Consider the following 15,188-nt stretch of genomic DNA (forward strand, 5'->3'; position numbering starts at 1 on the left):
CAACCATAATGCAAGCACAGAAACCAGCCATCCCCCGTGATGCGGCGCTGGAGGCGAAGATTGAGAAAACATTGGCTAAGATGACACTCGACGAGAAGATTGGTCAGATGCTGGAACTGAACCTCGACATTATTGGCAAGATGACTGTAGAGAATGCCAAGGTGGATCGTGAAAAGGTTCGCAGCGTTCTGCAGCAGTACGGTCGCTCGGATGCCGAAGTAAAGGAGATGCTGAAGAAGACCGATCAGCAGATTATCGATCAGTTGGGTGGATTCCCAGTAGATATCTATCAGGGCGATACTAAGCGTGTGTGGAAACTGAACGAGCAGATGCTCGATACACTGATTTCTAAGTGGAAGGTGGGATCTATCCTGAATGCACCAGGCACAAAGGCTCCAACAGTAGCCCAGTGGCAGCAGTGGATCCAGCTGATTCAGAAAAAGTCGATGAAGTATCTGGGCATTCCTGATATCTACGGACTGGATCACAACCACGGCGTAACCTATACTCAGGGCGGAACACTCTTCCCACAGCCCATTAATCTGGGTGCATCGTTCAATACCGAACTGGCTCGCAGAGGCGCTGAGATTACAGCTTACGAGAGTCGTGCAGCCAACTGTCCTTGGGTGTATAACCCTGTAGTTGACCTGAGTCGCGACCCACGTTGGCCTCGTGTATATGAGAGCTTTGGCGAGGATGCCATCGTAAACTCAAAGATGGTAACAGCTGAGATTAGGGGTTATCAGGGCGATGATAATAACCACATCGACCAGTATCACGTAGGTACCAGCACCAAGCACTACTTTGCCTATGGTGCTCCCTGGACAGGTAAGGACCGTACCCCAGCTTACCTCTCGCCACAGATGATTCGTGAGAAATACTTCGAGCCTTTCAAGGCAGCTGCTTTGGCTGGTACACTCACCATGATGGTTAACTCGGCCTCAGTCAACGGCGTGCCTGTTCATGCCAGCTACGAGTATCTGACCAAGTGGCTGAAAGAAGACCTGCAGTGGGATGGATTCCTGGTTACCGACTGGGCTGATATCAACAACTTGTTCTCTCGCGAACATGTAGCTAAGGATAAGAAAGATGCCATCCGTATCGCTATCAATGCAGGTATCGATATGTCGATGGACCCCTATAGCGTTGAGTTCTGCATTCTGCTGAAGGAGCTGGTACAGGAGGGTAAGGTGAAGATGAGTCGTATCGACGATGCCGTTCGTCGTATCCTGCGTGCCAAGTATCGCCTGGGTCTCTTTGATAAGCCAAACACTGGTGGCAAGGGCTTTGAGAAGTTTGGTAGCGCCGAGTTTGCTGCCGCCTCGTTGAAGGCTGCTGAGGAGAGCGAGGTTCTGCTGAAGAACGAGGGTAATATCCTGCCTTTGGCTAAGGGAAAGAAGATTCTGCTCACTGGTCCTAACGCCAACCAGATGCGTTGTCTGCATGGTGGTTGGAGCTACACCTGGCAGGGCTCAAAGGCAGAGGAACTCTCAGAGAAATACAACACCATCTACGAGGCTCTGTGTAATAAGTATGGTAAGGAGAACATCATCCTTGAGCAGGGTGTAACCTATAATGAGAATGGTGCTTACTACGATGAGAATGAGCCTGAGATTGATAAGGCTGTATCCGCTGCCGCCAAGGCCGATGTGATTATCGCTTGTATTGGCGAGAACTCATATACTGAGACACCTGGTAACCTGAACGACCTGTGGTTGTCGGCAAACCAACGCAATCTGGTAAAGGCACTCGCCAAGACTGGCAAGCCCATCGTCATGGTGCTGAACGAGGGTCGTCCTCGTCTGATTGCTGATATCGAGCCATTGGCTAAGGCTGTGGTTGATATCCTGATTCCTGGTAACTATGGTGGCGATGCACTGGCCAACCTGTTGGCTGGCGATGCCAACTTCTCGGCCAAGATGCCTTACACCTATCCTCGTGAGATCAACTCGCTGAACACCTATGATTATAAGGTGTCTGAGGAGGTGGGTACCATGGCAGGTGCTTACAACTACGATGCAAAGGTTTCGCTCCAGTGGCCATTCGGCTATGGCATCAGCTACACCACCTATGAGTACAGCAACCTGAAGGTGGATAAGAGCAAGTTTACTGCAGCCGATGTGCTGACAGTAAGCGTAGATGTAAAGAACACAGGTGCCAAGGCCGGTAAGGAGGCTGTACTGCTTTACAGCAGCGACCTGGTAGCATCAATCGTACCAGACAACAAGCGTCTGCGCGACTTCACTAAGATTGAGTTGCAGCCAGGCGAGGTAAAGACTGTTACCTTCCAGTTGCCTGCCAAGAACTTAGCCTTTGTAGGCGCCGATGGAAAGTGGACCCTTGAGGAGGGCGACTTTATCCTGAAGGTTGGCAATCAGACTGTAGGTACTGCTTGCACACAGACAAAGATCTGGGACGAGCCTAATATTTAATCTCGTCCTGAGTGATATAGTTCCGATGAAGGGGCAGGGAGTTTGGCGTTATCGTAAACTTCCTGCCTTTTTCCATGTTCAGTGTTACTTTCTGGAATCTGGGGGCGGCTAACATATAGCGATCGGTAGCCGGACAAACAGGATAGAATCCGATAGAACCAAACACATACCAAGCCGACATCTGTCCGGCATCGTCATTACCAGATAATCCACCTGGAGTGTCGTTGTATTCTGTGTCGAGGATATGGGCTACACGCTCGATGGTCTTTTCGCGTTTGCCGATATAATCGTAAAGCCAAGGTATCTGATGACAAGGCTCGTTGCCGTGCCAATAGCGGCCCTCGGTAAACATCGAGTCGAGCTTGGTTTCGAACTTCTCTTTGCCACCAAGCATATCGATGAGGCCTTCTACATTCTGTGGCACATACCATGTATAATGGCAGGTAGCACCCTCAGTAATATATGATTTGCGATGGATAAAGTCGGTGTTGTTCTCGAACTTACCGCCATCGGTCTTCTTGCGCGAAACCTGTTTTGGCGCATGGCGACCATCGCAATAGCCTGTCTTGGGATTAATCACATTGCGCCAGTTTTCCGATCGGCGCATCAGTTCCTGGTAATCCTTGTCCTTACCCATGGCCTTGGCCAACTGGGCCACAGCAAAATCGTCGAAGGCATATTCGAGGGTTCGCGATGTCTGCTCATCCTGATGGAAAGCCTCCTTCACGCCATCCTCTAAGGGAATATAGCCGTACTTGAGGTACGAGGTGAGTGCTCTGCGACCCATACCGTTCTTGTAGTCGTTATAATTGGCTGGCGTCTCGAAAGCGTTCTTACGCATCGCCTCGTAAGCCTTTTCTATGTCGAAGTTTCTGATACCTTTAATATAAGCATCAGCCAGTACAGCGCTACAGTGGTCGCCAATCATTGCGGCGGTATAAGAGTTCCAGCAGGGGAAAATAGGTAGCCAACCGCCCTGTTCGTACATAGTTACTAACGATTGCATCATATCCGCAGCCTTGTCAGGGGCAATGAGTGTATAGAGTGGATGCAGGGCTCGATAGGTATCCCACATTGAGAAGTCTCCGTAGTAGGTGCGTGGTTCAGCAGGAAATTCAATGGTGCCATTGGCAAACTGAGGGTAGCTGCCATCAACATCACTCATCTCTCTGGGCAGAAACGAACAGCGATAGAGAGCGCCATAGAACTGGTCGATGCGAGCGGTGTCGCCATCCTCTACGTCGATAGTATGCAAGCGGTTAATCCATTGTTGGGCAGTTTGGGTCATCATACTTCCAAAGTCGTGCCCTTCTGTCTCGAAAGCGAAGTTGTTAACGACACCTTCTTTCGAGGTGAATGATGAGGCTGCTTTTAGGATGATGGGCTGATGAGCCTTGCCTTCGAAGGTGAACCAGGCGCAGAGACTATCGATGCCATAATCCTTGATATCATCGTAGGCCTGTAACAGATAGTGCCCATCAAAGCCTGCCTTCTCGCCCCAGCCCTGATAGATGCGATGCACAGGGTTGTAGCCATAGATGGTCTTGGCCTTACTGTCAATCTCTAAGTGGCCTTGCTGCTCGTCGCTGTTGTGGTTCAGTACGATGTGTATAGGTCCGTCCTGCTCGGGGGTGATGCGGAAGATGGCGGTATGACTCGTTCCTGTCATCTCTATCTTCAGATGTTCCTTGGGCAGCCTGACGGCATAGTAGTGAGGATGTGAAATCTCTTGTGCATGCGAGAAAGGAGTGGCGCGCTCTTCTGGCTTCAGACGTAGTTGTCCGCTAAGCGCAGCTAATGTGAACGAACCATAGTCCTGTGTGCATCCGCCAACTATCCAATGGCTATTCCGGATTCCCTGGAACAGCGAGTCGGTATAATAATAAGGTGCGATGCATTTCTGCTCTGTGTCACGAGTCTGTGGTGTCCAGAAGTTCTGTCCGTTGGGCACGAGGACGGCTGGTAGCGTTTGTCCATGCTCCTCTGACCCTTTGCCAAACAGTCCTGCTGTCTTGGTGTTGGCAGGGGCTGTACCCACCATGGTGTTTAGCGCACAGAGCTGACGAAGATGCTCGAAGTGATGGATGCGGTCAGCTACCTGCTGCTTGAGTGCCTTCCAGCTCTTGAAGCCCAATGACTTCTCATTGTGGAGTAATTGCACAAGCACGTCGCCTTGTGCATTCTTGTAGAATATCATCTGCAGATTCGCTGCCATCGGCAGAATCTCATCCATCTTATCGAATCTGATGCCGCTTTCTACCTGCCATAAGTCACGTATGCCCATGAGGGTGAACAGACGATAGAGGTTGGAATCGTGTCCGAATCGCAGATCGGCTCCCACACCTCCTCGAACGATAGCTGCATCCGCATCGGCTTCGATACGTCTCCAAAGTGAAAGAGCACATCGGGCAGGGATACCTTCGTTTTCAATCACATCGCCGTGGACGATGGTCATACCGATGTTGTTTTTTTCATAGACTGCCTTAAATTCCTCTGGTGTGAAGATGTCGTAGAGTGATACATTCAATTCTACATCCTGCATATCCGAGGCGATGGTATGGAGTTCCATCAGCAGTTTGGCTGGCTCTTTTACTTTCGAAGGATCCACAAACAGCGCTTTGATGAATCTGTCAGGTGATATTTGGAGTGGGATGTTGGTACGACTCTCCAAGGCCTTTTCTTCTGGTGAGGTGTAGGCTATCCAGGCCATATCTTCTTCGCGAGTGATGGGTGTTAGATGTTGGACTTTGGAAAATTGTTTGAGTTCATCCACAAAGTTCTCCATACTCACCTTACATCTGTTTACGGTACTGCTATGAGCCGTCAGATGGGCATCTTTCGTAAACAGCTGCGGGAAGTTCTGGTACATACGACGGGCTATGCCGCGATGTTGGCGGGCACCTAAGGCGGTGAGCTGTCCGCCGTTACCTTTGGCGTTCTTCCAGATTCTGATCAGACGCTTGCGAACTTCCTTGCCAAGTATGGTTAGGTTGTTGGCATCAGTAAACTGGTTGTTTACCCAGGTGTATCTCGCGTCGTTGGTGAGCCAGCGTGAGCCATGCCTGCCATAGTGTGAGATGTAGAAGGGTTTGTAGCCCTCAGGTGCTGCTTGAAGTTGCGGTGTTGCATCGCCTGATTCAATGGGATAGGCATAATACACGCCGCCTAATTTCTCGTATTGTGCGAACACAGGACTGGCTGTCAGGCAAGCCAGCCCCATCAGTAAAATGGTATATATTCTTTTTTTCATATTCTCTATGATGTTTGTGGGCTATCCTCGCGATAATTCGAAAATAAAGCGAGCGCCTTGTTTGTATGATGTGTCCAGCCATAGTTTGCCGCCCATTCGCAAGGCGACAGAACGTGAAATGGTCAAGCCGGCACCTGTACCATCTGCAAACTCGTCGAGTTGCACGAACTCTTCGAAGATGTGCTCTGCCTCTTCAGCAGGAATGCCAATGCCAGTGTCCTCAACGATAAATCGTATGACATGATTGGTAAACTCTGTTTTGAGGGTGATGCTGCCTTCGTGGGTGAACTTACAAGCATTCTCCAATAGTTGCCCAAGAATGCGCGATGAGTGTTGCTTGTTGGTAAGCATGGTAACGGCGTTAGTGCTATCGTCGTTAAGTATCTGGAGCGTTACAGCCGAAGTCTTATTGCCAGGCCGGGTATGGTGATCGATGCCTGAATGGCTGATAGCCATCTTGATGATGGTCTTGACGTCGGTATGGTCTTCACGTTCAATCTCAGTTTCGCTGTTCACGTCGCTCAGCATCAGCATGCGGTCAACCAGTTTAATGATGCGGTCTGTACTTTCTGTCACTCGCTCCTGAATATCCCGTTTCTCGCTCTTTGGCAGATCCATATCTGTCGAGGTGAGAACCTGCGTGAAGCCTGATACGATGTTCAGCGGTGTACGAATCTCATGCGAGATGTTACGGATAAACTCGCTTTTCATCTTCGATGATACTTTTGCTTTCTCGTTGGCGATACGCAGTTTGTCGTTGATCTTTTTCAGTCTGATGGCCGTGCGCCAGCCGAAGATGAGTAGCACCAGTAGTGCCAGTACGATGGACGATGAGGCAACAATGGTGTATAAGAACTTGGTATGTTGTTGTTCTGTTTTGAGCTCGTCGACTTGGAAGAGGGTGTTCAGCTCGTCGAGGTGCTGACGGGTCTCGCGTCCGAACACAGAGTCTTTCTCGTGATACAGTCGCTGATAGATGCTTGCTGCCTCTGCCTCTTGTCCTAATTGCATCAGCGACTGGGCTCTGATTTCGTCGGTATGGTCATCCTTCTCATCGGTAATCATCTTGACGCTATCTGTATAGAGCAATGCCTGATTGGCATCGCCTTTGGCCTGGAAGTAGCGGGCCTGCATCTTATAATAATGGTGCAGACTGAGTGGCTTGTTGATGATATGGGCGTGGTGTCCGGCTGTATCAAGGGATAGTTTGGCATCTTCGAACTTCTTCAGTCCGATATAGGCGGCAGCGCGAGCCTGATAGCACGAGTTATAGCACTCGCGCACTTCGGCAGTTCTTCTTTTTCCTACCTTCTTGATAAGAAACTTGTACCAGTCATTGGCTACTTGGAGTTCCTTGTCGAACTGCTTGTCGTAGTCGTAGGCTTTGGCAATGCGATAGAAGATGTTGCTGAGCGAACTGATGTCATCGTCGTCCTTCATCAGCTCGGCATAGTGTTTCAGCGCCTCGACGGCAGGCTCTGTTTGTTTCATGTTGAGATAGATGACGCCTATCTGTTTGTAGGCCATCGCGCGTCCCAGCTTGTTGTTGCGCTTCTTGGCGTCGCTTAGCATCTGCTGTGTTTCTTGTAGCGACAGCTGTAGCTTGCCGAGGGCGCTCAGGGTGTTGGCCTTGAGTTGCCAGGTACGATAGTAGTTCTCCCATTGGTTGTTCTTTCGGAACCATTCCATCTGGGCATTAGCTTCATCGGCAAGTTTTTGTATCTGCGAGTTGTTTTTCAGGCTGACCATCTGTTGCCATCTGGCTTCGCTCTCTTTCTCAATGCTCGTAGCATTCTTATTCTCTATGGGTTGAGCATAGAGTATCAGGCATCCAATTAAAAGGTTAATAACAGATAGTATTCTTCTCATCGTTCTATACGCCAATCGATTCCCAGAGGATTGTTTCGCATTTCGAGTACCACGGGTAGCTCGTCGTCGAGAGAGATCCACATTTCTGTGCGGTCGATGTCAGCGCAGACGTGGATGGTATGATTTGTCGAATCCAATTTTCTCCAGGTGATGCCGTCATAGAGGCAGAAGCCATTCTGTTTCAGCTCGCGCAGGGCTTTCTTTGAAATAAAGGCGAACGTACCTTTCGCATCGTATGCCACTCCGTCGGCAGGGATGTTCCAGCAGAAGCTGTTGCCATTCTCCACGATGGGGCGTGGGGTCTTGTAGCGTGCCTCTTTGCAGGTAACAAACAAGGTATCTCCCTGCCACGTGTAGGATAACGGCCAGGTGCGGAACTGCTTGTTGAGCGTAAAGCTGATAGCGGCTTTGAGCGATGGGGTTGTCTTTGAGTAGTTTCCTGCCGAGAAACTGGTAGTTTCCTGCCGAGAAACTGGTAGTTTCTCCGTAGGAAACAGATGGTGCCCTTCTTTGAAACTCTTCTTTGAAACGTAGAACACCAGTTCGCCGCCTTTCATCAGGTCGGCGTGCTCCAGTCTTGCATCATCCAACAACTTGCCATTCAGGGTAATCTTCTCAAAGTGTGTGCCTTTGCCTTTAATGATACCTTGTAGCGTCTGACCGTTCGACAGTTGTAACGTCCACTCTGGAATCAAAGGTGTATGCAACAGGTAGTAGCTCTGTCCGGCATTGGGGTAGAGGCCCATCATGTGAAAGGCCAACCATGATGACATGGCGCCGCTATCATCATTGCCTGGTAATCCATCAGGCTTATCGCTATAGTTCTGTGTGATAATCTGGCGAATACGGTCGGATGTCAGGTCAGGGCGACCTATCCAGTGATACAGACAAGGCGTGAGGAACGAAGGCTCATTGCCTACGTTATAGCGCTTGCGGTCGAAGAACAGATCCAGTCGCTTACGGAAGGTTTCTTCGCCACCACAGGCCTCAATCAGTCCTGGCACATCGTGCGGAATACTGAGTGAATACTCTGCCGAGAGAGCTTCGTAGAAGAAGGTGCTCCACCAAGGCAGATACCAGGGAGCAACCTTGGTGATAGGGGTATATGGGATCTGTGGATGATAGACCTTCGACTTGCCCCAAGGTACTGAATCCAGCCAACGTCCATTAGCATCCTTGGGCATGATGTAGCCTTTCACATCGTCCCACTCGTAGTCGGCACGCCAGAGGTTCTTCCAGTTCTTTGATTGCTGGATGTAGCGGTCGTAGATATCCATACGTCCTAAACCTTTGGCAACTAATGCGATGCAATAATCGTTATAGGCGTATTCGATGGTGCGCGTGCCGGCACGGTCGATGCCATAGGGCAGATAACCGTATTTCAGGTATTCGTGCAGTCCACCTCGTCCGTGTTTCTCGTGGTCGGCACCTGGATCGGCCTCCGCATCCTTCAGCATAGCTTCGAGAGCGAAGTTGTAATCGATGCCTTCCACACCTTTAGCAAAGGCGTCGGCTATCACCACCTCGGCATTCGAACCGCCTTGGGTACGACCGTTGCAATCGCCACTACGGGCGTCTGGCATGTATCCCTCTCGTTTATAGATGTTTAGCAGCGAGTTTACGATATCCGCCTCGCGTTTAGGGTCAATCAGTGTGATGAGTGGCGAACTGGAACGGTAGGTGTCCCAGATGGCATAGTAGTCATCGTAGTAAGGTTTCTCTGTCCATTTGGGGTTTTCGCCAGTCTTATCCACAGGCATGATCATGGTGTGGTAAAGAGCAGTATAGAACATGCGCTTATCAGTCCCTGAACCTGTTATCTGGATGCGACTGAGCAGACGCTCCCAGCTCTGGCGGAGTTTTGCCAGTTGACTGTCGAAGTCGTCTTCAACGATATTGCGCTTGGCTTGTTGTTCGCTGACGTACGAAATGCCAATCTTTATGTTCAATAAGGTATCGGCAAAGGCGATGGTATTATCGCTCGTCTGCTTAAATGCTTTATCTGTTACCAGACAAAAGTAGACTGTATAGGCATCACCATTGTTCCAGCCGCCTCGAACGCGTGTGTAACCACGTACCTCGTGGTTGTTCACCACTTCTACTTCGCCACCGATGAACTGCTGCTGTTCACGACGGTCTGGTTCAGGGTTCTTGCCCAGGTAATGGGTGGCATCGATGAGTAGTGAACCGTTCGCGGGATAGTGTATGCGATAGAATGCACAGCGTTCAGCTGTTGTAATCTCTGTGCGGATGCCATTCTCGAAGGTGGTGGCATAATAACCTAATGCGAACATCTCATTTACCCGTCTCTGAGGAGTTACACCTGGTTGTATCAGAATATTACCATATTTCTGCCCACCGCCAGTACCACTGACATGGGTCTGCGAAAAACCTGTCACAACCTCAGGCATCTTGGCCCAGCCGGCATTAGGCTTAACGGTACAGTCGGGACCTGGTTTACACATGCCAAAAGGCATCGACGGACCAGGGAAAGTCCTTCCCACACCCTCACTGCCAATCCTTGGATCGACATACTGCCACACTTGTCCCAAGCTTGCCATAGAACAGAGTAGCAAACATACGGTTAAAATGTTCGTTTTTAGTTTCATGCCGCAAAGATAAACATTTTTTCGTGTAATTAGTGTGTTTCGTGCCTTTTTTTTCGTACTTTTGCAACCAAAAAGATAAGAAAGATGAAAGACTGTATATTGATACTGAGCGGTGGTCTCGATTCTACCACCTTGCTGTACGACTATCAGGACCGTATTGCATTAGCAATATCTTTCGATTATGGCAGTAATCATAATGCGAAGGAGATACCCTTTGCACGTCTGCATTGCGAACGTTTGGGAATCAAGCATATCGTGATTCCCCTTGAGTTTATGGGGCAGTATTTTCATAGTTCGTTGTTGGAGGGCGATGAGGCCATCCCTGAAGGTCATTATGCCGACGAGAATATGAAATCGACCGTTGTGCCTTTCCGCAATGGTATCATGTTGGCTGTAGCAACAGGTATGGCCGAGAGCAATAATCTGCAGTATGTGATGATGGCCAATCATGGAGGCGATCATACAATCTATCCTGACTGCCGTCCAGAGTTTGTCGATGCTTTCGATCAGGCCGCTCATGCCGGCACTTATAATGGTGTACGCTTGCTTTCGCCATATTGCAATATGACTAAAGGACAGATTGCTGCACGTGGTAAGCAACTGGGTATCAACTATGCCGAGACCTGGTCGTGCTACCGTGGTGGCGACAAGCATTGTGGTAAGTGTGGTACCTGCGTAGAACGCAAGGAGGCCTTGGCTGATGCCGGTATCGATGACCCAACAGACTACGAAGGATAAGATGTCGAAATACAATATCCATACTCTATCCAATGGATTGCGGATCATCCACAAGCCTTCTGTGGCTGAGGTGGTTTACTGCGGTTATCAGATTGCAGCAGGCACGCGTGATGAGCTACCAGGCGAAGAGGGTATGGCTCACTTCTGCGAACATATGACGTTCAAGGGTACTGAGCATCGCAACGCCCTCCAGATTATCAATGGCCTGGAGCAATTAGGCGGCGATCTGAATGCCTTCACTAACAAGGAAGATACCACCTTCTATGCTGCTATCCAGAAGGAGCATATTGCTAAAGCTATCTCGCTGCTTACCGATATGGTATTCCACAGTGCCTATCCTCAGCACGAGATTGATAAGGAGGTAGAGGTAATCTGCGATGAAATTGAGAGTTATAACGACTCGCCAGCAGAGCTGATCTACGATGAATTCGAGAATATGTTGTTCGAGGGGCATCCCTTGGGGCATAACATATTGGGCAATGCCGATCAGTTGCGTACCTATAAAACAGCCGATGCCTTACGATTTGTAAAGCGCAACTATCGCCCTGATAACGCTATCTTCTTTGCCTATGGCAATGTGGATTTCAAACGTCTGGTAAAAATGGTAGAGAAAGCGCAGGAATTAGTTCAGGCACCAGCCGGACAACAATCCGTATTGGTTGGCGGTACCCCAGCGGTTCCTGCCAAATCGCTTACCAAAGATATAGGTTCGCACCAGGCTCATGTGATGTTAGGCACACGTAGCTACGATATCCATCACCCTTTGCGTATCCCTTTGTATCTGCTGAATAACATCCTTGGCGGTCCCAGCATGAATGCCCGCCTGAACCTTGCCTTGCGCGAGCGTCATGGTCTGGTTTATACTGTTGAGAGTACGATGGTGAGCTATAGCGATACAGGCATGTGGAGCATTTATTTTGGTTGCGACCCACATGATGTAAGAAAATGTCTCCGTTTGGTGCGTCGCGAGCTGGATAAGGTGATGCAGAAGCCTCTGAGCGATAGTGCCCTTCAGAAAGCCAAACAGCAGTTGAAAGGTCAGATAGCCATTGCTTGTGACAATCGTGAGCAGTTTGCCCTCGACCTTGGCAAGAGTTTCCTGCATTATGGTTGGGAGAAAAACGTTGATAAACTGTTTGATAGTATCGATAAGGTGACGGTTGCTGACATCCAGCAGGTGGCAAACGATTTGTTTGCCGCTGATAAACTGTCCACTTTAATATTCAAATAGCGCGCAGGTACTGTCGCATAGCTTTGCGGGCAGTACCCAAGCGATACTCTACGCTCTTGTAGTTATCGCCCAGAAAGTCCGATATCTCACTTACCTTCATACCATCGTAGATATGAAGACGATAGATTTCACGACAGTTCTCAGGCAGTCGGGCTAATCCGCGTTCCATCTGTTCGGTGATTTCGTAGATAGAGTAAACGGAGTCTGTAGAAAGCTTCTCGCTACATACCTGATGGATATAGTGCTCGTACTCATGATAGCTGGTACGACGGCGGTAGTAGTCGAAGATGAGATGACTGGCAATGGTATAGGCTAAGGCAGGTAAGGTGTGCTCGGTTAATAATTTAGTGGAAGTGAGCAGACGCAGAAAGACATTTTGTACCACGTCTTCTGCTTCTGCACTTCCACCAAGACGAGCTCTGACGTATGTCAGCAACTCGTCGCGGTGAGTAATAAAATAGTTGTCTATAAGTTGATAATTATTATTCATTGATGACCTTCTGAATCGTACCATCCTCGTTATAGAACAGGCGCTGCACCTTGAGTGAGCGCAGGTGGGTGATATCATTTGAAGGTACGCAGTCGTGATAGAACAGGAACCATTCGCCCTTATACTCTACGATAGAGTGGTGGGTTGTCCATCCTACAACTGGGTCGAGGATGACACCTTGATAGGTGAAAGGTCCGTAAGGATTGTCGCCGATACCATAGCACAGCATGTGGCTGTCGCCGGTAGAATAGCTGAAGTAATACTTGCCGTTGTACTTGTGCATCCATGAAGCCTCGAAGAAACGATGAGGATCACCTGCCTTCAGGGGCTGTCCGTCCTTGTCGACTACCACAACGCTGCGTGGAGCCTCTGAGAACTGTAGTACATCATCGCTCATCTTTACCACGAAGCTCGACAGGGCAGGTACGTCGGCAGGCGCAAAGAGCTGGGTCTTCTTATCAGCAGCAGGACCAAGGTCAACACCTTCTTTCACCAGTTTCTCTGGAGCCTGGTACCACTGCAACTGTCCACCCCACAGACCACCGAAGTAGCAGTAGATCTGTCCGTCTTCGTCTTTGAATACGCTGGGGTCGATAGAGAATGAACCACGGATAGGCTGATTCTGTGGAATGAATGGCCCTTCGGGCTTATCAGCAACTGCTACACCCAGGTGGAATACACCATTGTAGTCCTTAGCCGAGAAAATCAGGTAGTACTTACCATCCTTCTCTACACAGTCGTTATCCCACATCTGCTTTTCAGCCCACTTTACGTCGGCAACATCCAGAATATTTCCATAGTCGGTTACCTCGCCATTCTCTACGTCTTCCATAGAGATAACGTGATAGTCTTTCATCTGGAAGTGACCGCCATCATCGTCGAAGGCAGCACCAGCCTCCCAGTCGTGAGAGGGATATACATAAAGCTTACCATTGAATACATTAGCAGAAGGATCTGCATAATAATCTTTCGGATAAAGATAGCGTGGTTTCATATACAAACTATATTAAATGAGTTATTAAACATGATTATTTTGGTTGGCAAAGCGTCGCCGTGCAGCTAACTCTGCCTGCATATTCTCGTTATATTCCTTGGAAATCGGATAGAAATGGAGCGCTACTACGCCTACAACAAAGAGGATGGCAGGAACAACACTTGATACCAGTCGGATGCCTAAGGTGGCACTCTCATTCTGGATCGTTGACTCGCCACCAGAGTTATAGCCAAACATCGAAATGATGATGCCGGCAATAGCACCTCCGAATCCCAGACCTAATTTCAGTGCGAGTACGATACCTGAGAAACAGAATCCTGTGGCACGGCGATGGTTCTCGTATTCTATATGGTCGGCTACATCGCCTATCATGGCCCATAGTAGTGGGATGGTAGGGGCATAGACTAACGAGCGCAGGAAGTTGAGTACGAACAATAAGCTGACATCTGTTGGCTCAGGGATATAGAAGAGCGCTGTAAAGAAGGCGGTCATGGCCAGACAAACCTTGAAGGTCTTTTTCTTTCCGAACTTGTTGGCTAAGTAACGCGACAAACAGATGACACCCATAAATTGTACCACAGCGCCCATCATGTTAAAGGCTGAGAAACCAAAAGAATAGGCCTCGTCAGGTTCGATGCTGACAAAATGTGACAGGAAATCATAAAGCGACTTCTGATCGACATTATACTGGAAATAGAAATTCATGGCCGATCCCCACATGGCTAATGTGATGAATAGGGAGAAAGTGAGCAGCGCCATGGCATTCCAGGATACACTCGAAAAAGTGTTCTTGATATCTTCTCTAATACTGATTTGCTGCTGTGGAGGTGGTTGGATACGCTCTTTGGATACCGCAAATGTAATGATAAAGAATAGAAATGCGATACAGGCAAAGAGTATGATAGTACAGCTCCAACCATGCTGCAACGTGTTACCCTCGGCAAAATGTTCGACGAGTGGTAATGTGAGTCCTTGTACCACGAACTGTGCTATGGTAACAACGACAAATCGGATGGTGGTGATGCTGGTGCGCTCGCGTATGTCGCTCGTCATTACGCCTCCTAATGAGGAATAGGGGATGTTGTTAAAACTGTAGACGGTCATGAGCAGCACGTAGCTGATAGTAGCATAGATGGCTACGGCGCCTTTGCTATGTATGCCCGGATTGTAGAATGCCAATACATAAAAAAGACAGAAAGGGATGACGGTCCATAGCATCCAGGGGCGGAATTTGCCCCAGCGGGTGTTGGTATGGTCGGTCAGTAGACCTACTGCGGGATCAACAATAACAGCCGAGATACTGGCAATCATCAGTACCGATCCAGCCACGGCTCCATCAAGTCCGAAAACGTCGGTATAGAACTTCAACTGGAATATCATCATCATCTGGAATACCAGATTAGCGGCGGCATCTCCCAAGGAATAGCCCACCTTTTCGCCCAATGAAACCTGTTGTGATGATAACTTATTCATAACTGTTGTTGTTAAAACTGCTGCAAAGGTAGTGAAAAAATAGCCATCCGACATTCTAAATTGTTACAGATGCTTTTCAAAATGTGTCATCGCGTAAGAAAA

General features: G+C 49.0%; 9 protein-coding genes. 3 read left to right on the forward strand and 6 right to left on the reverse strand.

Annotated features, from left to right (window positions below):
• The first annotated feature begins 8 nt into the window (after positions 1 to 8).
• On the forward strand, positions 9 to 2,432 hold the full coding sequence (locus T495_RS0103090; RefSeq protein ID WP_231495034.1) for a glycoside hydrolase family 3 N-terminal domain-containing protein: 2,424 nt from the start codon (positions 9 to 11) through the stop codon (positions 2,430 to 2,432).
• Here T495_RS0103090 and T495_RS0103095 read toward each other — a convergent pair.
• The 3 genes from T495_RS0103095 to T495_RS0103105 are packed head-to-tail and all read right to left on the reverse strand — an operon-like array spanning position 2,422 to position 10,160.
• Positions 2,422 to 5,682, reverse strand: coding sequence for a GH92 family glycosyl hydrolase (locus T495_RS0103095; RefSeq protein WP_033147530.1), 3,261 nt, complete (start codon positions 5,680 to 5,682; stop codon positions 2,422 to 2,424). The two genes, T495_RS0103090 and T495_RS0103095, sit on opposite strands and share 11 nt — an antisense overlap.
• A 21-nt stretch (positions 5,683 to 5,703) precedes the next feature.
• Positions 5,704 to 7,551, reverse strand: coding sequence for a HAMP domain-containing sensor histidine kinase (locus tag T495_RS0103100; RefSeq protein WP_081831988.1), 1,848 nt, complete (start codon positions 7,549 to 7,551; stop codon positions 5,704 to 5,706).
• Positions 7,548 to 10,160 carry a GH92 family glycosyl hydrolase gene (locus T495_RS0103105; protein ID WP_033147532.1) on the reverse strand — a complete coding sequence of 871 codons (2,613 nt, stop codon included), beginning with the start codon at positions 10,158 to 10,160 and terminating at the stop codon, positions 7,548 to 7,550. Before T495_RS0103105 ends, T495_RS0103100 begins: the two co-directional genes overlap by 4 nt.
• A gap of 84 nt (positions 10,161 to 10,244) precedes the next feature.
• Between T495_RS0103105 and queC the strand changes: the two genes are divergently transcribed.
• Both queC and T495_RS0103115 read left to right on the forward strand, forming a co-directional pair.
• Complete coding sequence (gene queC / locus T495_RS0103110; RefSeq protein ID WP_028904531.1) at positions 10,245 to 10,898, forward strand: 7-cyano-7-deazaguanine synthase QueC; 654 nt, start codon at positions 10,245 to 10,247, stop codon at positions 10,896 to 10,898.
• A gap of 1 nt (position 10,899) precedes the next feature.
• On the forward strand, positions 10,900 to 12,129 hold the full coding sequence (locus T495_RS0103115) for a pitrilysin family protein (RefSeq protein WP_028904530.1): 1,230 nt from the start codon (positions 10,900 to 10,902) through the stop codon (positions 12,127 to 12,129).
• Here T495_RS0103115 and T495_RS0103120 read toward each other — a convergent pair.
• Genes T495_RS0103120 through T495_RS0103130 form a run of 3 tightly spaced genes read right to left on the reverse strand, consistent with a single transcriptional unit; the run spans position 12,122 to position 15,086 of the window.
• Positions 12,122 to 12,619 carry an RNA polymerase sigma factor gene (locus T495_RS0103120; protein ID WP_033147533.1) on the reverse strand — a complete coding sequence of 166 codons (498 nt, stop codon included), beginning with the start codon at positions 12,617 to 12,619 and terminating at the stop codon, positions 12,122 to 12,124. The genes T495_RS0103115 and T495_RS0103120 overlap by 8 nt on opposite strands.
• Positions 12,612 to 13,613, reverse strand: a complete 1,002-nt coding sequence (locus T495_RS0103125) for a glycoside hydrolase family 43 protein (RefSeq protein WP_033147534.1) — start codon at positions 13,611 to 13,613, stop codon at positions 12,612 to 12,614. Before T495_RS0103125 ends, T495_RS0103120 begins: the two co-directional genes overlap by 8 nt.
• A 24-nt stretch (positions 13,614 to 13,637) precedes the next feature.
• On the reverse strand, positions 13,638 to 15,086 hold the full coding sequence (locus T495_RS0103130) for an MFS transporter (RefSeq protein WP_028904527.1): 1,449 nt from the start codon (positions 15,084 to 15,086) through the stop codon (positions 13,638 to 13,640).
• Positions 15,087 to 15,188 lie beyond the last annotated feature (102 nt).

Origin of the sequence: Prevotella sp. P6B1, from assembly GCF_000702825.1 — a bacterium.
In the GTDB taxonomy this organism is placed as follows: Bacteria; Bacteroidota; Bacteroidia; order Bacteroidales; family Bacteroidaceae; genus Prevotella.